Origin of the sequence: Paucibacter sp. B2R-40 (assembly GCF_025717555.1) — a bacterium.
Classification (GTDB): domain Bacteria; phylum Pseudomonadota; class Gammaproteobacteria; order Burkholderiales; family Burkholderiaceae_C; genus Paucibacter_A.
In genome coordinates this window covers 253,151-276,569 of the sequence record NZ_JAJIRP010000004.1, presented here as the reverse complement: position 1 = coordinate 276,569, position 23,419 = coordinate 253,151, and the positions used below count along the sequence as shown (strand labels likewise).

At 58.6% G+C, this 23,419-nt stretch carries 17 protein-coding genes; 6 read left to right on the top strand and 11 right to left on the bottom strand.

Features of this window, described 5'->3' with window-relative positions:
• Window positions 1-101: 101 nt before the first annotated feature.
• On the bottom strand, window positions 102-857 hold the full coding sequence (locus LNV09_RS10390; RefSeq protein WP_263557021.1) for a hypothetical protein: 756 nt from the start codon (window positions 855-857) through the stop codon (window positions 102-104).
• 152 nt (window positions 858-1,009) lie between these two features.
• Between LNV09_RS10390 and LNV09_RS10385 the strand changes: the two genes are divergently transcribed.
• From LNV09_RS10385 to LNV09_RS24805, 6 genes are all read left to right on the top strand, one after another.
• Complete coding sequence (locus LNV09_RS10385; RefSeq protein WP_263557020.1) at window positions 1,010-1,249, top strand: helix-turn-helix domain-containing protein; 240 nt, start codon at window positions 1,010-1,012, stop codon at window positions 1,247-1,249.
• Window positions 1,250-1,638: 389 nt separating this feature from the next.
• Window positions 1,639-3,093 carry a class I SAM-dependent DNA methyltransferase gene (locus tag LNV09_RS10380; protein WP_263557019.1) on the top strand — a complete coding sequence of 485 codons (1,455 nt, stop codon included), beginning with the start codon at window positions 1,639-1,641 and terminating at the stop codon, window positions 3,091-3,093.
• Complete coding sequence (locus tag LNV09_RS10375; RefSeq protein ID WP_263557018.1) at window positions 3,090-4,949, top strand: restriction endonuclease subunit S; 1,860 nt, start codon at window positions 3,090-3,092, stop codon at window positions 4,947-4,949. The genes LNV09_RS10380 and LNV09_RS10375 overlap by 4 nt, the downstream gene beginning before the upstream one ends.
• Window positions 4,946-5,092 (top strand): hypothetical protein, encoded by a 147-nt coding sequence (locus LNV09_RS10370; RefSeq protein WP_263557017.1) that lies wholly within the window; start codon window positions 4,946-4,948, stop codon window positions 5,090-5,092. The genes LNV09_RS10375 and LNV09_RS10370 overlap by 4 nt, the downstream gene beginning before the upstream one ends.
• A 94-nt stretch (window positions 5,093-5,186) precedes the next feature.
• Window positions 5,187-7,595 carry an EcoAI/FtnUII family type I restriction enzme subunit R gene (gene hsdR, locus LNV09_RS10365; RefSeq protein ID WP_263557016.1) on the top strand — a complete coding sequence of 803 codons (2,409 nt, stop codon included), beginning with the start codon at window positions 5,187-5,189 and terminating at the stop codon, window positions 7,593-7,595.
• A gap of 138 nt (window positions 7,596-7,733) precedes the next feature.
• On the top strand, window positions 7,734-8,939 hold the full coding sequence (locus LNV09_RS24805) for a GIY-YIG nuclease family protein (protein WP_411969254.1): 1,206 nt from the start codon (window positions 7,734-7,736) through the stop codon (window positions 8,937-8,939).
• A gap of 261 nt (window positions 8,940-9,200) precedes the next feature.
• Here LNV09_RS24805 and LNV09_RS10360 read toward each other — a convergent pair whose 3' ends face one another.
• The 10 genes from LNV09_RS10360 to ychF form a co-directional block, all read right to left on the bottom strand.
• Window positions 9,201-10,340 carry a caspase family protein gene (locus LNV09_RS10360; protein ID WP_263557015.1) on the bottom strand — a complete coding sequence of 380 codons (1,140 nt, stop codon included), beginning with the start codon at window positions 10,338-10,340 and terminating at the stop codon, window positions 9,201-9,203.
• A complete protein-coding gene (locus tag LNV09_RS10355; protein WP_263557014.1) occupies window positions 10,337-12,820 on the bottom strand; it encodes a GAP1-N1 domain-containing protein in 2,484 nt (827 codons plus the stop codon). The genes LNV09_RS10360 and LNV09_RS10355 overlap by 4 nt, the downstream gene beginning before the upstream one ends.
• Window positions 12,817-13,668, bottom strand: coding sequence for a TRAFAC clade GTPase domain-containing protein (locus LNV09_RS10350; protein WP_263557013.1), 852 nt, complete (start codon window positions 13,666-13,668; stop codon window positions 12,817-12,819). Before LNV09_RS10350 ends, LNV09_RS10355 begins: the two co-directional genes overlap by 4 nt.
• Window positions 13,665-14,636, bottom strand: a complete 972-nt coding sequence (locus tag LNV09_RS10345) for a TRAFAC clade GTPase domain-containing protein (protein ID WP_263557012.1) — start codon at window positions 14,634-14,636, stop codon at window positions 13,665-13,667. Before LNV09_RS10345 ends, LNV09_RS10350 begins: the two co-directional genes overlap by 4 nt.
• Window positions 14,633-15,850, bottom strand: a complete 1,218-nt coding sequence (locus LNV09_RS10340) for a GTPase-associated system all-helical protein GASH (protein ID WP_263557011.1) — start codon at window positions 15,848-15,850, stop codon at window positions 14,633-14,635. The genes LNV09_RS10345 and LNV09_RS10340 overlap by 4 nt, the downstream gene beginning before the upstream one ends.
• 729 nt (window positions 15,851-16,579) lie before the next feature.
• Window positions 16,580-16,957, bottom strand: coding sequence for a hypothetical protein (locus tag LNV09_RS10335; RefSeq protein ID WP_263557010.1), 378 nt, complete (start codon window positions 16,955-16,957; stop codon window positions 16,580-16,582).
• The gene (locus LNV09_RS10330) at window positions 16,954-18,930 is read right to left on the bottom strand and encodes a hypothetical protein (protein ID WP_263557009.1); all 1,977 of its coding nucleotides are present in this window, start codon (window positions 18,928-18,930) and stop codon (window positions 16,954-16,956) included. The genes LNV09_RS10335 and LNV09_RS10330 overlap by 4 nt, the downstream gene beginning before the upstream one ends.
• Before the next feature lie 10 nt (window positions 18,931-18,940).
• Window positions 18,941-20,767, bottom strand: coding sequence for a hypothetical protein (locus tag LNV09_RS10325; RefSeq protein WP_263557181.1), 1,827 nt, complete (start codon window positions 20,765-20,767; stop codon window positions 18,941-18,943).
• Window positions 20,768-20,808: 41 nt separating this feature from the next.
• Window positions 20,809-22,242: a site-specific integrase gene (locus tag LNV09_RS10320; protein ID WP_263557008.1), complete on the bottom strand. Its 1,434-nt coding sequence runs from the start codon at window positions 22,240-22,242 to the stop codon at window positions 20,809-20,811.
• Window positions 22,243-22,324: 82 nt separating this feature from the next.
• The gene (gene ychF / locus LNV09_RS10315; protein WP_263557007.1) at window positions 22,325-23,413 is read right to left on the bottom strand and encodes a redox-regulated ATPase YchF; all 1,089 of its coding nucleotides are present in this window, start codon (window positions 23,411-23,413) and stop codon (window positions 22,325-22,327) included.
• Between the last annotated feature and the right edge of the window lie 6 nt (window positions 23,414-23,419).

Here is a 23,419-nt window from a genome sequence, read left to right as displayed (position 1 = left end):
AAGCCCACCATTTTTGCTCGTAGTGATCGCAGTAACAGCGCTCTGGACTTACCGCGCCGGTACAGCCTGCAGGGTTGCGTTTAGAACGCAACCCTGGTTTCTTACGAGAACAATTCCTTCTCTATATGCGCCACATACCTATTTGTATAGAACAGGTCCGGCTCATGCTTCAGCGGCCGAATGATCAGACGGAATTCCGGCAGCGCCGGGCACTTGGCGTTGAAGGTGACCAGCCCGATTCCGAAGATTTGGCACAGTGAATCAACCCGGGCCAGCTCGTCCTCGGGCGTCTGGGTCGGGATGACCAAATAGCTCTTGTGGCTGAACAGCTTGTAGGCACAGGCCTGCCCGAAGCCTGTGACCAAGCCCGCCGGGTCTATCTTGATCTCGGCCGACACGATGCTCGTCGGCCCTTTGATGACGTCGCTGCGCCGACTCTCGGCTTTGCCGATCACATCGGGCGTGCCCCAGCGGTCCCGAAAGGCGTTGCCGCCGAGTGCAATGGCGTGGGTAACATCTTCGATGTCATTTTTCAACCAACTCGCGAACAGCGGGTAGAAGACCTCTTCCCGGATCTTGATCTGCTGCACTTCAACCGGCGGATCTTCATTCAATTCAGCGGGAACTGGGTCCTTGAATTCGATCAGCCGATAGAGGCCCTTGATGGGCTTGTAAACCTGCTCAGGGTGCAGGGCATCCAAATTCCAAATGTATGTATTGATGGTGCTGGCATTGAAGCTCGTATCAGATTGCCGTATCTGCCGATGAAGCTCCGAAAAACGTAGCCCCTGCGGATGGCCACGCAGTAGTTCGAGCGCTGTAGCGCGAATACGCTCTCTAATTTTGGGTCGCTGCATCTAGTTTGGACGGGAAGGAATTCAGTAGAAGTGCGCAGACATGGGCAACCCGAATTTCAGCGGTGGCGCCAAGGACAACTCAGAATTCTACAATCAAATGCTACTCAAAGTCTGTAGACTCAAAGTAGGCACTTCGCAGACCCTCGCTCTCCATGAAGAGATCAGGGAATGTAGAACTGACGGCGCGGGAGCGCCTTGCCCGGAGGCTGCGCCTGGAGCGCGCGGCTCGTGGAATATCGCAAGAGCAGTTGGCTGATCTTGCCGGTCTTCACCGGACCTATGTTGGCTCGGTGGAGCGCTCGGAGCGCAATGTTTCATTGGACAACATCGAGCAACTCGCCAAGGCCTTGGCGCTGGATATCTCGGTATTGCTTGCGCCACTAACCGACTGAGTTTGACTTGCCGGTTCTCTCGCCGCTGATTCAGGCCAAGGTTTGTTTGGGCAGAGCGCTCTTTTGTTCGATCCAGCGCGGCGCTAGCCCGGATCGGGCGCTCAAATCTGCAAGAATCGGCCGCTGGGAGAGATACAAATGCACAAAGTGCGAATGACGATTTACGAAGAGTTGAGCCAATTCTTTGCGCAGCTCAACTCGGCCATATTGAGTTCGAGGGCGGAGCCGTTGATCCTGCCCCTGCTTGCGGGTCGTTTCCGCGCAGCTAGCGCCGGTCACTCCCGCTGAACCCTCTTAGCGCCGGCTAGGTCAAGGTCATTCATATTGAATTCCAGCAATGCCATCAGGCCCGTAAACATTAAATAGAACGAAAAGAAGAATGCCTTCCAATGTTTGAACAGACCTTCAAGAATATCGACGACATCTTGCACAAGGATGCGGGATGCACCAGCGAGCTGGACTACACCGAGCAATCCTCCTGGCTGCTGTTTCTCAAATACCTCGACGCGCTGGAGCAGGACAAGGCTTCCGAAGCCGCGCTCGAAGGCAAGGCCTACACACCGATCCTGAACCAGATGTTCCGCTGGGAAAGCTGGGCCGCACCCAAGGGCGCCGACGGCAAGCTGGACCACAACACCGCGATGACGGGCGACGACCTGCGCGCCTTCGTCAACCAGCGCCTGTTTCCCCATCTGGCCGGCTTCAAGCAACGTGCCAGCGGGCCGAACACGATCGAGTACAAGATCGGCGAAATCTTCAGCGAGATCACCAACAAGGTGCAGAGCGGCTACAACCTGCGCGATGTGATCGAGCTGGTGGACGAGCTGCGCTTTGGCTCGCAGACCGAGAAGCATGAGCTCTCGCACCTGTACGAGGCCAAGATCAAGAATATGGGCAACGCCGGGCGCAACGGCGGCGAGTACTACACGCCTCGGCCGTTGATCCGCGCCATGATCCAGGTGGTGGCGCCACAGATCGGCGAGCGCGTCTACGACGGCGCCTGCGGCTCGGCCGGCTTCTTGTGCGAGGCTTTTGATTACCTCAGCGCCAAGGCCAAGACCACCGAGCACCTGGCCACGCTGCAAACGCGCACCTTTTACGGCAAAGAGAAGAAGAGCCTGGCCTACGTGATCGCGATCATGAACATGATCCTGCACGGCATCGAGGCACCCAACATCATCCACGCCAACACCCTGGGCGAGAACATCAATGACATCCAGGAGCGGGATCGTTACGACGTGATTCTGGCCAACCCGCCTTTTGGCGGCAAGGAGCGCAAGGAGGTCCAGCAGAACTTCCCCATCAAGACGGGCGAGACGGCGTTTCTGTTCGTGCAGCATTTCGTCAAGTCGCTCAAAGCCGGCGGCCGCGCGGCCATCGTCATCAAGAACACCTTTCTGAGCAACACCGACAACGCCTCCACGGCACTGCGCAAGCTGCTGCTGGAAAGTTGCAATCTGCACACCATCCTGGACTGTCCCGGCGGCACGTTCCAGGGCGCCGGCGTCAAGACCGTGGTGCTGTTTTTCGAGAAGGGCGCGCCGACGAGAAAAGTCTGGTTCTACCAGCTTAATGTCGGCCGCAATATGGGCAAGACCAATCCGCTGAATGACGAGGATTTGGTGGATTTCGTCGTACGGCAAAAGAGCTTTGCGGACACCGCGCAGAGCTGGTCGGTGGCGGCCGAGAGCATTGACGCCACGAGCTTTGATTTGTCGGTGAAGAACCCGAATGGCAGCGACGAAGTTGCACTGCGCATGCCGGCGGAAATCTTGGATGAGATTGCGGCGCTGGATGCGGAGAGCGCCGAGGTGCTGGCGTCGATTCGGGAGCTAGTGGCGTGAAGGTGGGCTGGCAGACAAAAGCCCTGGGCGAGCTCTGTGAGTTTCAGCGCGGTTTAACTTATGGCAAAGCCGATGAAGTTGACTTTTCTGAGAACATAGTCCTGCGGGCGAACAATGTTGATCTGACAACTCACAGGCTCGACCTCTCTGATTTGCGATACATCTCTGACACTGTCCGAGTACCGCCGGCCAAGAAGCTTCTCAAAGGATCTTTGCTGATTTGCACGGCAAGCGGAAGCAAATCGCACCTCGGCAAGATTGCCTATGTTGATGAAGATTATGGTTTCGCGTTTGGTGGCTTCATGGGGCAGATCACACCAACTCTAGAAATCGACAACCGTTACCTGTTTCATGCGCTGACGTCGCCGGCCTACAAAGAGTTCATTGAAGCCTTGTCAGATGGCCTCAATATCAACAATCTTAAGTTCGACGACCTCAAACAATTTGTTGTCGCGTTTCCTCCGCTACAAGAACAGCGCCGCATCGTCGCCATCCTCGACGAAGCCTTGGAGGCTATCGCCACCGCCAAAGCAAACGCCGAGAAGAACCTGCTAAATGCGAGGGAGTTGTTTAATAGCCAACTTCGTTACGTCTTTGCAACGGCCGGTGAAACGTGCGAGGCAGTGCGAATCGAAGATGTATGCGAGTCGATCATGGACTGCGTCAATAAGACGGCGCCGAAAGTTGACGGGCCAACGCCGTTCAAAATGATTCGAACAACAAATGTTCGGCATGGGCGTGTGAGTCTAGATTCCGTGAACTACGTTTCCGAGGAAACTTATCTCATCTGGACGCGCCGCCAAACTCCGCAAAGAGGGGATGTCATCTTGACGAGGGAGGCCCCCATGGGGGAGGTTGGCATGCTTCTCAGCGATGAAAAGGTGTTCCTGGGACAGCGTGTCGTTTCCTATCGAGCAAATGCCGAGAAACTTGACAACCGGTTTCTGTTGTACGCCCTCCAATCCCAGCCGCTTCAAGATCAGATACGGGCCCGAGCATCGGGTTCCACGGTTCAACACATGCGTGTTCCAGACTCCAAGAACTTGCAGCTGCCGCTGCCAAGTCTGAATGAGCAAAAATCTATAGTTGAAATTCTTGACGCGTTGAGAGAAGGCAGTCACCAACTCGAAGCAATCTATCGCAGCAAACTCGCAGCCCTCGCCGAACTCAAGAAATCCCTGCTCCAACAAGCCTTCAGCGGCAAGCTGACTGCATCGAAGCATGCGAGAGTTACCCAACCAGCAGCCTTGCAAACCACAAGCCCCGAATTCACCGCCAACGTTATCGCCATTGCCTATGCCCGGCATGCACGACAAATGAGGGAAAAATCTTTCGGGCGCGTGAAGGAGCAGAAAACGCTGCATCTGGTCGAGGCCATTGCCAAGATCGACCTTGGTCGGCAACCGATGCGGGATGCCGCCGGGCCGAACGACTTCCAACAGATGCTCAAAGCCGAGGCCTGGGCCAAGGCGGTTGGATTCTTCGAGATGGTCTCACATGACGGGCGCTACGAGTTCAAGAAACTCAGCGCGTTTGAGGAGCGCTTGGCGACAGCCAATTGGGCGCTGGCGCCTTATCTTCCGCAGCTGGACAGCGTCATCGACCTGCTGGTGCCAATGGACAAGACCGAGGCCGAAGTGTTTGCCACGGTGCTTGCCGCCTGGAACAACCTGCTGATCGAGGGTTCTGCGGTGACGGATGACGCCATTGTGTCGGCGGCCCGCGAAGGCTGGCACGCTGACAAGCTTGAAATTCCAGGGCATAGGTTCCGCAGTGCCATCGAACTGATCCGACAGAAAGGCCTCATTCCAGACGGCACAGCCAAGTACGTCGGTGGCCAGCAGTCATTGCTATGAACTCGGCCCGCGACGGCGCCCTGATCGACCAGCTAAGCGCCGAACCGGCGGAGGCGGCCTCGCGGGAGTTCAAGGGCAATGCCACTTACCCGGACATGATATTCAAATGTTGCAGGGCGCTGACCAACTGGGCGCGCATCTAGGGCAGCGATGTGGCCTATAGGTTCTGGTGCATCGTGGACGAAAACAGCACTGCCAAGTTTCCGAATTGAGCTGCTTTTGGGAGGAAGCAAACCTATGAACGAAGCCGAAACCCGGGCCGAGCATATCGACCCCGCCTTGAACGCCGCCGGTTGGGGCGTGGTCGAGGGCAGCGTCATCCGGCGCGAGTTCCGCATCACCGAAGGCCGGCTGATCGGCGGTGGCAAGCGGGCCAAGGCCGAAGTGGCTGACTATGTGCTGGTCTACCGCAACACCAAGTTGGCGGTGCTGGAGGCCAAGGCCTGGGATGTGGCATGCGCCGAGGGCGTTGGGCAAGCCAAGGCCTATGCCACCAAGCTGGCCGTACGCCATACCTACGCCAGCAACGGACAGACGATCTACGGCATCGACATGGCAACCGGCGCCGAAGGCGATGTGGCCCGGTATCCGACGCCAGATGAGCTGTGGGATCTGACCTTTGCAGCTTCCGGAGATGCCGGCGAGGATGCCGTTTCAACAGCCTGGCGCCAGCGTTTTTCATCCATACCGTTCGAAGACAAGGGCGGCACTTGGCAGGGGCGCTATTACCAGGATATCGCCATCACCAAGGTGCTTGAGGCGATCGAAGCCGGTAACGACCGCATTCTGCTGACCCTGGCCACCGGCACCGGCAAGACTTTTATTGCCTTTCAACTGGCCTGGAAGCTGTTTCAAAGCCGCTGGAATCTGGGCGACTGGAAGACGCTGAAGCCGGGCCAAGAGCCGACACGCCGGCCGCGCGTGCTGTTCCTGGCCGACCGCAATATCCTGGCTGATCAGGCCTTCAATGCCTTCTCGGCTTTTGAGGACACGTCACCCGGCACGCTGGTGCGCATCGCGCCGGACGAGATCAAGAAGAAAGGCCGCGTGCCCAAGAATGGCAGTGTGTTCTTCACGATCTTTCAGACCTTTATGTCCGGGCCTGGCGGCGCGCCTTACTTTGGGGAGTACCCGCCCGACTTCTTCGACCTCATCATCATCGACGAATGCCACCGGGGCGGCGCCAATGACGAGGGCAACTGGCGCGCCATCCTGGACTACTTCGCGCCGGCCGTGCAGTTGGGCCTGACGGCCACGCCCAAACGCAAGACCAATGCTGACACGTACGCCTACTTCGGCGAGCCGGTCTACAGCTATTCGTTGAAGGACGGCATCAACGATGGCTTTTTGACGCCGTTCAAGGTCAAGCAGATTGCCACCACGATCGATGACTACACCCACACGCCGGATGACGCGGTGGTGGCCGGCGAAGTGGTGGCGGGCAAGCGCTATGTGGAGAGCGACTTCAATCGCATCATCATCATCCTGGAGCGCGAGGAATACCGGGTCAAGCTGCTGATGGGCATGATCGACCAGCGTGAAAAAACGCTGGTGTTCTGCGCCACCCAAGACCACGCGGCGATGGTGCGCGACCTGATCAACCAGCACAAAACCAGCGCCGACCCGCTCTACTGCGCACGCGTGACGGCCAGTGATGGCGCCTTGGGCGACCAGCACCTGCGGGCTTTTCAGGACAACGAGAAGACCATCCCGACCATCCTGACGACCTCGCAAAAGCTGTCCACGGGCGTGGATGCCCGTAATGTGCGCAATATCGTGCTGATGCGACCGGTGGGCTCAATGATTGAGTTCAAGCAAATCATCGGGCGCGGCACGCGGCTCTATGACGGCAAGGACTTCTTCACCATCTATGACTTCGTGAAGGCGCACCACCATTTCAACGATCCTGAATGGGACGGCGATCCGGTCGAGCCTGAGCCGCCCAAGGGTGGCCGAGCTGCCGGCGCTGGTGATGACGGGGATGCCGAAGACGAAGCGCTGCCAGGTGAACCGCCGGCTGGGGACGAGCCCAAGCCGGTGAAGACGACGGTCAAGCTGGCCGATGGCAAGGTGCGGCTGTTGCAGCATATGTCGGCCACCACATTCTGGAGCGCCGATGGCCGGCCGATGTCGGCCGCGCAGTTTCTGGAGATGCTGTACGGCGCGTTGCCGGAATTCTTCAAGGATGAGGACGAACTGCGGCGCATCTGGAGTGACCCCGATACCCGCAAAGCGCTGTTGGCCGGGCTGGCCGACAAAGGCTTTGGCCGCGAGCCGCTGGCCGAGATGCAAGTGATCATCGAGGCCGAGCACAGCGATCTGTTTGACGTTTTGGCCTATGTGGCGTTTGCTGCCGAGCCGGTCAGCCGGGCGGACCGAGCTGAGGCGGCCAAGGTGGCGACGGCAGCGGCGGCCAACTTCACCGGCAAGCAGCAGGCATTTGTCGATTTCGTGCTGGCGCAATATGTGAAGCAAGGCATCGACGAACTCGACGGCGAGAAGTTATCGCCTCTGCTCAAGCTCAAGTACAACAATGCATTAAACGATGCGTTTGCGGAACTGGGCAGGCCAGACCAGGTCAGGCAAGTGTTTGTGGGATTTCAGAAGCACTTGTATGGCGTGGCTGGGGCGAGGTTGGGGAGTTGAAGCCGGCTTGTTTCGGACATGGCCACAAACGAATCGCCCCGCATACAAATCAACGCACAGGCTATCGCGTTCAACGAACTCGTCCAACATTGGAAGCGAGGTTCATATCTAATTTGAAAAAAATCTGGGAGTGTAGAGGTGCGCCGAGCCCGCTTTCACAAATCTAAAGGCTTCCAAACGCTGGTAGGTCAACCGGGCGTCGTCTACATACTTGAGAACGACGGATTGCGCGATGGCTGGTTCAAGATCGGGTGCAGTACTAGATCAGGAAATGCCCGCGCAGCCGATCTGAATTCCGACGCGAATACGGGCACACCTGGAGTTTTTCGTTGCGTATACGAGCGAAAAACCCGTGACTGTGGAACTGCCGAGAAAGAGGTGTTCGCGATACTAATTGAGCAGCGACGCGGGAAATGGGGTCAGGAGTTCTTTCACGTTGACCTAGCCCGTGCAAAGTCAACAATTGAGCAAGTCTGCGCAGCGGTCGATCGCCGCATGACTGATCGGCCTGTTGCTCCCGCCTCGAACTTAGTTTTACAGCAGACATCAGCGACCACGGCTTCATCGCCACAGCCAGCTCAACCTTCGAAGGAAGACTCTGCAGCGACCAACAACACGGCACTAGCTGGCGGACCGCTCCCTCATGCTCAAGCTCAAGTGTCAAAAAGCAGCCCGAACCGACTTCGTTGGATTCTCGGCGCCGGAATCATTGCAACCCTTTTCTGGCTCAATTCTGGGCCGAATACAAAAACACCTCCACGCCACGACTCCACAGGAACATTGGCTAGTTCGCCGCCCGAGATCAAAAGCCCTAAGGCGGTCACGATTGGTCGAGCAGAAGAAACAGCAAAGCTGGCAACGAATGGGACTTCACATGCTAATTCGACGAAAGCAGCCCCGGGCGATGTAGCGATTCCAAGCAAACAACAACGGGCCTTGGAGCCAAAACATCCTAGGGAACTATCAACTCCGATGGCCCAAGCAAGTTCGGCCCCCAGTCTGGCGGTTGAGCTGCCCTCCGGTTCAGAGATCGGACCAACTGCGCATCTCGAAAACAATAGAATCGATCTAGCCGGCCTCAATTCAGTAGAGCGCCAATCCATTGAGTCGGCGTGTCGAGGCAAGAGAGTTGTTGAGGGGCCTGCGGCTTACAACCGCTGCCTGTCCAATCAACTTGGGCAACTAGACAAAGCGCCGAGGAATGTCGACCTAACCAGTCTCAACACAGTCGAGCGCCAATCTATTGAGTCGGCATGTCGAGGCAAGAGAGTTGTTGAGGGACCTGCGGCTTACAACCGCTGCCTATCCAATCAACTCGCGCAACTGGGCATCGCCACTAGATAGAGTAGGCCAGAAAGTACCGCCAATGAAGCGAGCTTCGGCCGGGCCATTGGCGAATCTAGATCTGGAGACAGCACATTGCCTTGAGTCCAATTTTGAGTCCAAGCCATCAACTAAACAGTAAAAAACCCAGTAAATACGGAAGATGGCCGTCCGCCTTGCGGCGTACCCACCTCGCTCGGCTGTGTGTGCCCACCGACCAGCACCCCAGCACGCAAGTAGGTGCCGATCAGGGCCATCAGTCGCTTGTCGGCAAGACTTGGGCTACGAACCGGAAAGCTCCAGCAAGTCCGAATGGGTGGGATATTCATCGAGTGCTGCTGCGATCAAAGAGGCATAGCTGATCCCAGCACCGCCGCCGCCGTTGTCGATGGCTTTCACGGCCGCATGCCATGAGGCCTTCCCGCTACCAGACAGTCGAAGGGTCGATATGTCACCACCGGCTCTGGACCAGATCTCATCGTGAAGGGGCCCCGTGGGATAGAGGGTCGCAAGAACGCGCTCAAGGCGCCGCGAGTCTACGGACGAGGCGCGCCTGGTTGCGGCCGGATCGAGCGCAGGGCTCGATCCGGGCATCGGATCTTCAACGCCTTTCAGCCATCCGCCTCGTCGCAGCGCTAGCGGGAAGTTTGTCTTGCTGCGCATCAGGATCACCGGTGTTTGTACTTGCCCTCGCTGCGGCCGCGCAGGCACCTCCCTGGATAGATATATAAACAGATCAAGTACTCCGATGACACCATCTTCAATTACTGGCGCAGCGCCCTTCAAGCCTTCAAGAAGGAAGTACGTAAAGAGACTCTGGCCCTTGGCACTGTAGGTAAAAGAACTCTCATTTTCACTGCATGAGGCTAAAACGACACGGCCGCTTCCGGCACTCAATCTCTCAAGCGCCGGTGTTAGCAACCCCCGCGGCAACAAGCCCTTCTGAGCGTCATCGGACTTAACAACGGCAGCGGCTTCCGCATGACAGGCATCAAGAATTAGAACGACGCGCGCAGCCGGTATGGCGTTGACCAGGTTGCTGAGTTCGTCCGTCTTGATACCCGTGTTCTCCGGGTCCATGAAGACGTAGTCGGCTGGACAGATGTAGCCAAAGGCATCTTCCCCGACCGCCGACTGTCCACCATGGCCAGAGAAGAAGATGATGACCGTGTCGCTCGGCTTGGCGTTGTGCGCCAACTCCTGAAGCGCCGAACGGATGTTGGCGCGGGACGCGTCGGCGTCCAGGAGCAGTCGCACCTGGCTAGCCGGGTAACCGCAAAGCTCTGGATCACGCAGCACCACGCCCAACGCCTCGGCGTCATGACGCACGACCTCAGGCAGCTCCAATCGTCCCGAATAGCCCTTGCCGATCCCGATCAACAGGGCATGCCCGCCTGGAAATTCCTTTCGCTGTCCAATCATCGCCAAAACCTTTGCTGCTGAAGTTGCTTGAGAGTGTTGTTGTGGGGAAGTTCTTCGATCATCCTTTTGAGGACCGCATCGGCCCCTGGCGCCATTCCATTTCGGAGGTCCTGTATGCAGCGGTGCCAAGTGGCCTTGCCGGTTCCCTGATAGACCAGGTCCCCTTCATCGCCGCCGCTGCGGCTCCAGATAGCGTCGTGCCACGGCCCTGTGGGATAGAGATGCGCGGCCTCAGTCGCAAAAGCCTCCCAGGCCTGATCGACGGTGAGGGGCGATGACATGCCCAACTCCCAACTCACCCACAGCCTATCGAAAATTGATACGAGCGAAATGCATTCGCGGTACATGGGCCGAAGGTCTTGACGAGCATTCATCCAGTAAACAGCACCTCTCGCTGCATCACCCCAGTCATTCACAACAAACGCCTGACCTAGCGCCTTCGATGAGGCTTCCGCCAAGCGCAGCTCGGTGGCTTTCAGGCCTGTGAGGAACCGAAATGCGTCGGCGTCGGTTGCAAAAGGGAAGTCGGCAAGAAATCGAGGCAGTGAAGCCGGCTCACGCCGAAGTGCATCCAGAACATAGTCGGGCCGCCTGGCCATGCCGGAGACAATCGGCGCCAGCCTGGGATCGAGGTCAGCAGCCGACACATGTCCTTGCTCGAAGCGTGCCAGCCAGCCACGTGCGGTGACGGCCAGGATCCCATCAACAAGGTGCACTGGGATTAGGTCCCAGGCACGCTGCCTATCTGCAACCTCAGACAGGTCGGCCAGCGGGGTGGCAGCCACGACCTGCCAGATCGCTTGCGCCGCCATTTGCGCCGCAATCATTTGACCCATTCCGTCGACTCGATTGGGCAATGCATCAATGACGTTGGGTGAGAGGTCGTAGGCGGCCTTAAAGACCTCGAACCACTCGAAGCGCATCCAGTCAAAGCCGAGAAGCACCGAACGGTCTTTCTCGGCTTCCTGACCGGCCAGTTGCATTGCAATGGGGTCGCGAACCGCGATGGCCGCGTCCACGAGCTCGATCGGACCCGCGTTGCTCAGTGAGCTGCTGATAAGGGACTTGCGCGCGGCCTTGGTGCTTGGCGCCGCAACCACTGCGGCACGAAGCGCATCGACAGTTGAACGCGATCGCGCAAGCAGGGTCCCTGCCAAGAGCCACCATTCCATCGACAAAGCTGTTGGCAGGATTTGCTCCGCGATGTCCAACGAGAGGTTATGGTCGACACAAGCAGTCAGTTGCTTCTCGTGCACCGCCCCATGCAGAATCGAAAGGCCTCGAGGCGCTCTACTTGGATCGTTCTTGATCGCCTGCCAGGTCAGCCTGAAGAGATCATCGGATATCGACTTCCTGGCGAGCGCGGCGGCGAGGCCGGTCTTTACAGAATCTTTCCACGGGGGCCTAGGTTTGTCCGTCAGCCAAGCAGCCAGTACCTCCAGCAGGCCTTCCTGATTCGTGGAAACAGCTCGCGCCGTCACCCAGGTCTGAATCCCAAGCTCGACTTCGTCAGCCCCCTCGACCGACGTCAGGTCGAGGTTGCGCATCTGCATGACGACCGATTGCGGCCAGGTCGCATGAGCCGCCGCGAGGCGCCGCGTAACCAGAGCCCTGGCTTCAGATGCGCCCGAGCTAGGACGGGCTACCTCAACAAGGATCCTGAGCAACTTCACATCGCTGGCCGGTGTGGGTTTAACATGCCAGAGTTCGGAAGCCTGGATGGCATACGAGATGGAATTCGCCGAATCCAAGGGAAGCGAAACGCGGCTAGCGAAATCACGTACGGATTGATCCAGCTGCAAGTCCAGTACAGTCGCGACGTGTCCGTCGACGTCCAGACCATGCTCTGGGTCGACGATTTGGGAGGGATCCCATCGAGAAGCTAGCTCCTTGGGGGTGAATACGACGTTGGCCTGTTCAACGTCTCCAGGACTGAAACTTAGCCCGAACGTAAGCTTGCTGCGGAACTCCGAAGGTACCCGCCGCCAAAGTTCGAACAGTGCTTCGTCGAGACCGTCCTGCTGGAAGACGACGGCGGGCCTGTTGGGATCGCGCATGACCCAGTGGGCGATCGCAGCAGTGAGCGGAGGAACTTGCGCCTCTGAAATCCGACCGACGCTCTCAGGAAAGGACAACGGCCTGATTTCTACTTCTGGCGTCCACGGTTCTTGAAGGTTGGCAGCAAGGTGGGACAGGTCGTGGAGCTCTCCGATTAGACTCAGCGGGATGAGTGCCGCCCGCGAAAGCACCATGCCGCCGCGTTTCGCTTCGGCATCCGGCCGCGTGTGGACGAAGAACATCCAGTCATCCAGTCGGACCATGCGAAAAAACGGCGCCCAGGTGATGCCATAAGGACAAGTCGCCGGCAGGTCAGTGAGCCACGCGGCTTCGTTGAACACCTTGAACAGCGTGTTATCGCTGCAGCGAAGCAGGGCGTGTCCGGTGGACACGCCATAGATGGCCTGCTGAATGATCATCATCCGACAGACATGTCAGCCAATCTGACGAGCGGGATCGTCAGATCGGGATCTTCCTCTCCGTCCGCCTTGACGACGAACCCAAAGTTCTCCGGGCCGTTGTCAACGAAATCTTCGTTGGGCACCTTGTCGCTAAGTTCAACTCCCAAGGCCGACAGGCCAAGGACCAAGACCCTGTCCGCCCAGATGCATCGAACGTATGAAGCAAGGAGCGGCATATAGCTGTCGATGACTTGCGATGGGGCGGTGCCTTTGGAGAGCTTCAACTCATCCCAACAGGACAGCAGGAGGACCAGCGGCGGTAGCGCGGTTCGATCGCGGAGGCCGCGTGCATGAACGAGCATCTGCAAGAGCTCGACCAGCCTCGCCTGCGTTGAGCGCTTGGGCTTAGCACCCGAGGAAGCGCTCGACTTGCCAAGGCTCGCCAGCGGCTTCGAGAATACGTCTTCGTCCAGCTTTGCAAGCTTTGGGCGAACCACCAGCATCCAGCCATCTGCGCCTTGAGTGCGCTCCAGCCATTCCTGATTCATGGTTCGACCGTCGATCACCTGCTTAACCTGTTCGCCAGCATAGTCTGGCCAGGTCAGATCCAGCGCTCGGCCCTTCCCGTCGACCACGGGCCAAAGGTTGTCCTTGTACATGCCGCTCGGCGTGTGCTCGGCAGACAGGCCTGAATTAAGCTTTTTGCGGACGTCGTCGTAGGCCGACAGATCTACTGAAGCGGTACGAAGCTTCAGCTCACACTTCTCCGCCTCTATTCGAGACAACAGTTGGGCGCCGTAGTGGGACTTCCCGTGGGCTGATTCGCCGAATAGGGCAATCCGGACCTCGTCATTGCTTGCGCCGCTCATGCGAAGCTCCCAAACGTGCGCAGCAGGCCACTGCAATCGTGATCGGCAACCAATTCTTCGCGATTGCTCGGTTGAGCACTGACGCCCCAGGCAAGCAGCTCAAGTATGCCTTGGCCCTTGTCGCGGCTCTCGCTCCCTGCTTCCGGTTGCATGCTGACGCTGAATTCCCGGTAGTCCTTCAGGCTTCTTGCCGCACCCTCCCTGATGGCCGCTTGAATGCCAGACGGAACCGTGAGATCACACTTCGTCCAGACCAGCGCCGCAGGGCGACCATCACGCTCTGAGCCGACCCTGCGCAGCAGGTCCAGCAGCGCCTGACGTGCCTGTCCGCGACCTGGCCCGGAGAGCGCCTTCGAATCAGCAATAACAAGGAAGACGTCGGTCCGCTCGGCTAGCCATCGGGCTCCGTCGGCTCGCGGGTTATCGCGGTGCACCGCCCAATCGGTGAACCATTCGCCGGGCGCGTCAGCTGCAACGAGTTCGCACTCGCTGCTCGAACTGCGAAGCGTCATGTGAAGCATGCCTGGCGATCGACCGCCGCCGCTGGAGGTGTGCGCCGGAAAGGTCGGACCATTCAGTGCATTCCACTGCAGGCTGCCCGCAATGTTTTCCCATCCCTCTAGAGTCAGGGACCCGGCGAATTCAACCCCCTCGGGCTGGTGGCCTCGTGCAATCAGCAGATAGAAGGCCGCAAGCAGCGATGTCTTGCCGGCGTCAGATGCGCCGGCCATGGTCAGCAGCCGGACGGTTTTGGAACCTGCAAGGTAGGGGAGATCGGCCGGCCCCATCACATTGCCGGTCCAGGGGAAACGCAAAGCCCTCGCAGTCTGCCCGTCGGTCGCGACCACCGCTTCGTCTTCCGAACCACTGTTGCCCCTGCTTTTCCATGCCGGGCAGTCCTCGATCTCTTCGCCCTGCACGCAGGACATCTCGGGGGCGTTACAGCCCTTGTGCGGGCAGTGGCTCATTTCCGTTCTTCCGACTCGCTAGACGCCGCCTGAAGACCCTCCACTGCGCGCAATGCCATGAGCTCGCGGATCAACCACACTGCCCAACGGTGGGGCGCCAGACGCGGATCCGCGACTAGGCTAGAGGTGTCTCTTTCCAAAAGAGCGGAAATCATCAGGCCTGCGGGCGCCTCGTACAGCAAGGCTTCATCGAGCTTCTCGTTCGCCAAAGGCAAGACTTCGAGGACTGCGCCTGAGCCCATGGCCTCATCATTCAGGTTCAACGCGAGGATCGCTTCCATAAGGAAGGAGTCCAAGGCAGGTTCATACGCTGGAGGAATCTGGGCTGCCAAGTCGATCACAGCATGGACGACGGCGTCAGCCCTCGGCAGCGCACGATAGGGCTGGCCAGCAGACTCCGAATAGAGAGCTTGCCTCCACCACAGCAGGCCGGCGGAGCGCTTTAGAGCGGGATCAATCTTGCCGATGGCAGTCAGACTTGTTCCAACGGCGCCATGATTCTTGGCGTCAAGCTTGGCCGACTCTGCAATTGCCAGATCGACGTAATCGCCAATGATCACGGCCATACGATCCGAAAAATCATAGCTCCACGGGTTTCCTGAATTGGGCCAATGCTGGTTCGGGGATTCCAGCGCCTGGCCCTGGCGATCATTCGGGCCGACTGCCGCTTCGATTCGTTTCTTCAAGTTCGCGCGGTCGATCTTTACGGTCTTTGCCGCTGCTGCAAGGGCTGCATCCGCCTTCGCCGCCGCCACGATGCTGGATTCCCGTTCAGACGCGAACGCCTCTTCTGCAGCTTCGGCCACCATCCTGATCGCAGGCTCGTATTTCCCGGTTACCAGTTCGGATCGGATATTGCGCAACAAGAGCGCGATCGCCGTACCCAGCGCAGGAGCGCTTTCAATGGCCTCAACGATTGCTTGTAACGCAACGGCTCTGTAGAGTGTTGTCGCTCGCCCATCCTTGAAGACGCTCTTGTAGGTAGACCAGTGCTCTTCGATCACGTCGGCAACGTCTACAAAGCTGCCATCTACGGCTGTATCTTCTGGCTGCAGGGCAGCGAATAGAAGCGGGAGGGCGGTGGCGATAGGCCCCGATGCACAGTCTTCGGAGAGCGCTGTCGCAGCCGCTTGAAGTTTGGCCAGGCGAGAGTCGTCGCCGTCAAGTTCAATGAGGCTTTGGCGAACAAAGGTTTGAAGAACCGACGTGGTCATAGATATCCCCCCTATTTCAGATTAGGCGCAACGCGTTCCTGGCACGGATGAAATGACGGACCAATTGCGCTGTTTTGTAACATTATGATGTAAGGCCGTAGCAGCACTGTCAGTACGATGCTCGCGTTAGCGTGAAACAGGCCGCTTCTATGTGCTTAAACACACTACGCCTTTTCAAGCGGCTTGGCGGATGGGTATCGCGCCCTTAATCTTGAGGCTCTCGCGTGGCGCATGGCTCCTGTGGATCCCTCGACGCCCGAGGCTGCCTACAACGGTACACGGGCTACGCATTGCACTCACCGGGTCTTGCGAACGTTCTTGGCGCCTCGCATCCCGCTACGGCGTGGCGGAGAGTGCGCTGTTGGGTCTGAAAGGCGTGAGCTCAAAGCCGTCGCTCGCAGACGACAGCTTCTGGTCGGGTTCACCAGTTTCCTGTCTGCAGACAAACGGCAGCAACCGCTGCGAGGCCGCCCTTCGTAGTCGATCTCGAACCTCGGCTTCGGGCACGTTGCAGCCCTTCAAATGCCTTGTCACGAGATCGCTGGCGCCGATTTTGGGCTGGCTTAGCCACATCGGAATGGATGGCCAGTTTCAATCGGAACAGGTGTCTAGACTGGTCGGAATACGCAACTTGAGGATTGAAAGGGCTCGGGCGCTGCCCCACTCGCCCCTCTGCCTACGGTCCCACCCCGCGAACCCCACCGCTGCGCGGAGCGTATTTGGACGTTGTTACTGGACCGCCACAAGCCTGCCCATTTTCAACTGCCGGATCTCTTCGGCCATCTGCTTGATCGTCAGCCGCTGATCCAGTACTTCCTTCAGCAGGGCCAATTCACGATCCATGGACTGATCGAGCCGATGCTCAAATTGCTTCACCTGATCCCGGAGTTCGGGCGTCGGGTCGCTGTCCTGCTTGGCCTGCGCTTGTTCGGCGGCTGCGGCGTCTATAGCGCTTATCAGTTCAGCATGGGCAGGGCGTGAACGCTTGATACTCCCACGACCGCTGCCGGCTTCAATGGACACCGCATCGTTGCTGATCGCAGCGCCGCGTGCTTTCAGACGCTCAAGGGCTTCGTAGTACTTTTGGGTCTGGACTGGTGCGCTCATTGGGTCTCCTGCAGTCGTTGGCGGGCCTTCAGCAGGACCCTAAGGTGGTCGGTCTCAAGTCGGTGCTCCACGCTGCCACGCTCATTTGATTCCAGCGTGGCTACCACCGCTTGCTGGGTTTCGAGCAAGCGGTTCAGCCGCTTGCCGAACACGATGGCGTTGGGGCAGTCGCCCTCAATGCAATCCCACGGGATCGGCTCCAACGGGGTTTGCTTGCACTCCTCGGTGGACACGCAGCCCCCTAGTACCGTCTCCTTGTACTTGAGCTTGCCTTGCTCGAACAGCTTGAGGGTTTCGGCCTTTGAGCGGTTGGCTACCACCTGGGCAATCCGACCAGCCCCCTTGCCGCCAATGCCATCAATCAACTCTTCATCGCTGAACAGAATGGCCAAGGTATAGGCCATGTAGCTCGATTCCGATGCAGCTGCCTTCCATTCGTGACTGAAGTGTTCCTTGTCGAAGACCAGATTGACCGCTCGGCAGAAGCCGTCCGAGTAGTAGGACGCCATCTCCTGAGTGATGTGCTGTAGTTGGCTTTTGAGGCCGGGAAGGCTCACCATGCCTGAGCGGTGGGCGTACACCGCTAGGCTGCGACGATATTGGTGGTAAGTCAGCGGCCAGGGCTTTCCGACCTCTAGACCGTCTCGCTGCCAAGGGCGAGCCAACTCCATCGCATTGAGCTCGTCGATGTCCTGCTGCATGACGATCGGACGAATGTCCATCGGGATGAAATTTTCAGCGTACGTCTGGGTTTTGTCCTTCGCCTTGTAGGGATTGCAGCTGCTGCAGAACAGCAGGGCACGGCCTTGAGTTGGGTTATCACCGCCGTAGATATCCAGGATGGTGAATGCGATCCGCTGGGCCAGTTTGATCGCACGCTGTCCTTCATGGCTGGTGACCCATTGGGCGGCGCGCTTGATTCCATTGTCGAGCTTGGAGGTGTACCCCTTGATCACATAGTGGATCTGGTTGCGGTACTCGATGTCTTCGAGCACGCCTTGGAGTGGCAACATTAGTGCCTCCCCGACCCGCATCCCGGAGAAGGCGATGACGGTGTGCATCAACCTTGCCTGGGTCCTAGTCAGCAGGCCTTCGAGGAAGGGCTTTCGTTTGTCGCCTGACTGGGGGTCATATCCCTTGGTCTTGAGGAATTCGTCAACGTGGGCGAGGGTCTTGTGTCTGTGCGAAGCGAGTTGTTTGGCAGACAGGCCGTCCGGGGCATCAAGGGAGCCGGCGCGCTCGGCCTGGAATGCCTGGAGTACCTCGTCGAGGTCCTGTTCGATTTCATCCAAGGACTCCAGCAGGCGGCCAAGGATTGCGCAGTAGATGCGGCTGGGCAGAATGGGGGTTTGACGATCATTGCCTGAATCGTCACTGGATGCTTCCTTGATGGCGGCCTGAAGCTGCTTGAGCTTCACAGCACCATTAACCTTGAGGAAATCTTGGTGGCGCCAAAGAGTCTTGATCAGTGCCTTTGTCGATTTGACCCAGCCGACGTTCATTTTAGCAACGGCGGCCGTCATGCTGATCGGGTCGGTCATCAGGTCGAAGAGGCTCACCCCCTGGCAGTAAGCAGTCTTGGACAGCCGGTTCAAAGCGTGGTTTGCACTTTCCAGCGTCTTGAACGCCCGCATCCTTCCCGCGTCAATGTGCAGCCACAGCAGCGCCTTATGCTGCTCGCGGATCAAGGCAGCCAGATCGGGCAGGCTTACGGTCCGGGGCATTGGCAGAGGCTGCGCCTCGAAGAAGTACAGACTCTGAGTGGTGTTGCCATCCGCGCTGAGTGCACGGAAGTCCCAGGAGGGATACTTGTATAGACTCAGGGGTTGGCCGTTCACGTCAAGGGTCACCACCGTCTCCGGGTCGAAGTACGGCGCAACCGATGCAGCCGCCTCTGCATCTGGCGGTAAGCCTCCGGCGGCCTCTGCTGTGCGCGGCGCCTCAGCCCTCAGATCGATGTCTATGTGCTTCATGGCGCGGCCCTCAAGGTTGAGTGTTTGAGTTGGAGGAGCCGTACGTGTTGGGCTTGGCGCCCAGGAGCCCCAGGGTGTGGAGTTGTTGCAGCCGCAATGCCCAGTACCGGGTCAGATTCCCTTGCTCGACCACCTGTTGCCTGGCCCGTTCGTGGGCGCTCGGGTTCTGGCGCTTGATCTCCAACAGAAGAGAAGTGATCCGGTCCACGACGACCACATAGACCTTTTCTGCTGCACCGGATCCGTGGGCGGGATCGAGCCGTTCGAGGACAGCCCTGCAACTCATCAGCTTGGCCGCGTCAAGTTCATCGGCATGAAGTCTGTATTTGTCGCAGAAAAAGCAACCCTGGGTCTTCTTGCAGTCTGGTGTGACCAGTGGGTTCTCAGCGATCGCCTTGGGGTTGCCATGGTCGTCGCACTCGCCCACGGCAATCTTGGTTGTGGGCCTCTGTTCAGCGTTGGATCTCACCACCTGGGTCAAGTTGACCAAGAAGGGTGTCATCTCTTCGCGTGCCTCTTCCGCCGCGATCTTGTTGTAGGCCTTGATGGCGGTTTCGACCGTGTTGCCGGTCATGTCTGCCACCACCCTCGGGTTGTGCTTTCGAGCGAAGTCCCCCTGACGGTGCACACGCAATTGCTGCATGGTGACCTTCGGCAGTTCAATGCATAGGGAGTGAAACCGACTTCTGAGGTCGTTGGAGAAGGCCATTGTGATCGGAGCGATCCCGATGATCTTGTTCCCCGACCCTCCTCGGTCGCCCCGAATGAACATCTGTTCGAGGTCAGGGCAATCAAGCCGCCTGATCAAGTTCTGTCGCAGCGCCAGGTAGGCCCGAAGGCGGGTAGAGCTCGTGGCCGTGAGGTGGACTGGCGCGTACTTGCCCCCGGCTCGGAACTTAATCACCTTCTGCTTGAGCGTGATCCTCTCGGGATCGCTGAGTTGCTCTTCCAAGTCGTCCGGAGTTTCATACGCCTGGATCTGAGCCAGGTTCGCGCCTGAGTCGCCCAGACACAAAGCCGCGAAGGCAATGCAGCCGATCTCCATCAGCCGAGAGCGGTTGGAATTGATGACCTCCTGGCGCTGTTCCTTGCCGTCGCAGTTCCAGATGATTTCGCCGGATACGGAATCGACCTCGGTCAATGGCCTTATAGGGTCGCCACTTTGTGTTTGATTCGTCAACCGAACGATGGAGTCGAACACCCCCTGGACGCATGACATGAAGTTCTTGACGTCTTCGGTCTTGGGGGCTTTGACTCCCGGACCGGGCGCCGTACTCAGCGGCTCAATCAGGTTGCCGTACTCGCGGCCGTGGATCGCAGACATTGCCTTGATTGCGGCTGAGTCCATCTGGCCTGCCACGTTGCTTCTGATGCGCTTGTGGCCTCCATGCCCCTGCAGTCGCTGCCTGAGGTAGGTGTGGTGCGCCTTCAGAGCCAGTAGGGCAACATCGGGGTCGCTGAGTATCGATTCGAACTTGCCCTTATGGACGGGGCCGTCGGCCCACTTCATGAGGCTTGAGAGCAAAGTGAGCTCGGTTATCACGGAGCTTGGGCGGAGGTTTTCGAAGGTCTGCTGCTTGCTCAGTAGTTCCAATGCATGAGGCAGATCCTGGACCCGCCGCGCGGAGAGGCTCTGTGGGTTGAACCGGTGTACGGATGCGCCTAACAAATCGCGCTCCAGGTAACACCACAGATACGTGTGCGCCTTTCTAGCCCCCTCGATTTTCATGACGGTGCTCTGAGGCGCAAAGACGTCCGGTAGCCCGGGCTTGAGGGGGAACTTGAGGTGCGGAAGCGCGGCGACGAAGGTCTTGTTCGCAGTGATCCAACTGGACATCTTCAAGTGACTCTCCCTGTATTGCTTGCCGCTTTGCGGTTCTACGCTTTCTCTTCGCCTGCCGAAGCGATCAGATCCAGCAGGGTAGTGTTCCAACCCTCAAGCGCGGTTTCCAGCATGTGCATGTGCTGCCGGTATTCGATGTACCCGTCCGTGGTCGTGGCCTGCTTGTGCCACATGAGTTTGCGGAGCTGCTCGCGGCACCACATGTAGCGCTCCCGGGTGTCACCGCCCTTGGTGACCGAGTCAATCCAGTTGGTGCCGAAGGTGGCGCGCAGGTCGTGGAACCGGTACTCAAAGCCCGGCAAGGTCTTCTGCATCAGCGGGGTGACCTTATCCTTGATGAAGGCTCGAAGGTTCTGACCGGTAGAGGAAGAGCGCTTCATCGGCTCCGCGGAGTCCCGGATGGCGTTGATGTCATCCTTGGACTCGTAGTACGGCCCGCCCTGGTTGCTCAGGAACAGGTAATTGATTTCGGCCTGCTTGAGCAGAGATTTCTCCCGCCGCTTGGCCGATCGCGGTGAGGTCGAGTACACGTGAAGCCACTCGTAAAGCTGCCTGTGGACGCTCAGGTAAACGTCCGCAACATCCCCTTTGGTGTCAACCCCGGTGCCGGGTCCACACTGCAACTTCATCGGCCAGTGATTGATCTGGTCAGGCGGCCGTGCGAATGAGCCCCATCGCAGCGTCAGCACGGTTTGAATCCGCGCACCTGTCAGCAGGGATACGTAATGCATCAACTCAAAGTCGCGGTTGCCTAGTTCCTTGAGAGCCGAGACCAACACCTTCTGCTCTTTGTGTGACAGCGGCAGGAGCTTTCCGCCGTCGTTGATGGTTTTGTCCCAGGCGTAATCACGCCGAGGCACCTTGATGGAGATGTCGGTCGTGGTGACGGCCAGAACTTGCTTGAAGCCCTTGCTGTCCCGGAGTTCCAGGCCGATTTCTCGCTCGATCCATGGGGCGTTCTGCAACTGGCAAGCCAGGAGGTCCTGGTTATCCGAGACCCACCGGTAGAACTGGATCACGACGCTCATGCGCCGTGCAGCGGTACTTGACTTGATTACACCCCGTTTGATCAGATCGTTGACGTGTGATCTGTAGCGATAGGTCGGCCGCAGGAGCTTATGGTCGGCGGAGAAGTCATCCCACGCCAATTTTTCATCATCCAACCAGACCTTGTAGTCCCGCAGCGCCTCAGCAAGTGGACGCAGCGTGGATGTCTTCAGAGGCTGGGTGCGAGCGCGGTCCAAAAGCCACAGATAGCCCGGCTCCCACGGGGATCCGTCGGCGTTGAGTACGACGGGGAAGTGCGGGAAGGTGTCCCACTTGGTGGCCTTGGAAGTGCGCAGTTCGCGCCAGTACTTGACCCGCTGACCGCGTACCTGGTGATCAACGGGGATTCGACCTTCGCCCGGTTCGAGGGCGACCTTGGTGGGCCGGTGGATCGGAAGGACGAGAATTGAAGCTATAGGCATACGGACACATAACTGTGCATATGCTCAGTATTGTGTCCACAGTGCCTAAGCCTGTCAAACAGCTATTCGATAGCGAAGGCTGTCAATTGAACAGGAAGTTCAACACGTCGCCGTCCTTGACCACATATTCCTTGCCCTCGGCGCGCATCTTGCCGGCATCCTTGGCGCCTTGCTCACCCCGGTAGGTGATGAAGTCTTCATAGGCGATGGTCTGGGCGCGGATATAGCCGCGCTCGAAGTCGGTGTGGATCACGCCGGCCGCTTGCGGGCCAGTGTCACCCTTGTGAATCGTCCAGGCGCGCACTTCCTTGACGCCGGCGGTGAAGTAGGTCTGCAGGCCCAGCAAGCTGTAGCCGGCGCGAATCAACCGGTTCAGACCTGGTTCGTCCTGGCCCATTTCGGCCAGGAACATGCTCCTGTCTTCGTCCGACATCTCGGACAACTCGGCTTCGGTCTTGGCGCAAATGGCCACCACTGGCGCGCTTTGCGCCTTCGCGTACTCGGTCAAGCGGTCGAGGAAGGGGTTGTTCTCGAAACCGTCTTCCGACACATTGGCGACGAACATGGCCGGTTTGGCCGTGATCAGACACAGCGGCTTGAGCAGCACCAGCTCTTCTTTGCTGAAGTCAATGCCGCGCACCGGCTTGGCTTCGTTCAGCGCGGCCTCGCATTTCTCCAGCACCTTGACCAGGGCGATTGCATCTTTGTCACCAGCGCGCGCCACCTTGTTGTAGCGGTGCAAGCTCTTCTCGACCGTGCCCATATCGGCCAGGCAGAGTTCGGTCTGAATCACCTCGATGTCGGAGATCGGGTCAACTTTGCCACTGACGTGAATGACATTGCCATCTTCGAAGCAGCGGACAACGTTGACGATCGCATCGGTCTCGCGGATGTGCGAGAGAAATTTATTGCCCAGGCCTTCGCCCTTGGAGGCGCCGGCAACCAGGCCGGCGATGTCCACAAACTCGACCACGGCGGGCAGCACGCGTTCGGGCTTGACGATCTCGGCCAAGGCGGCCAGTCGGTCGTCCGGCAACTCGACCACGCCGACATTGGGCTCAATCGTGCAGAAGGGGTAGTTCTCGGCGGCGATGCCGGCCTTGGTCAGCGCATTGAAAAGGGTGGACTTGCCAACATTGGGCAGGCCCACGATGCCGCATTTGAGGCTCATGGAAGG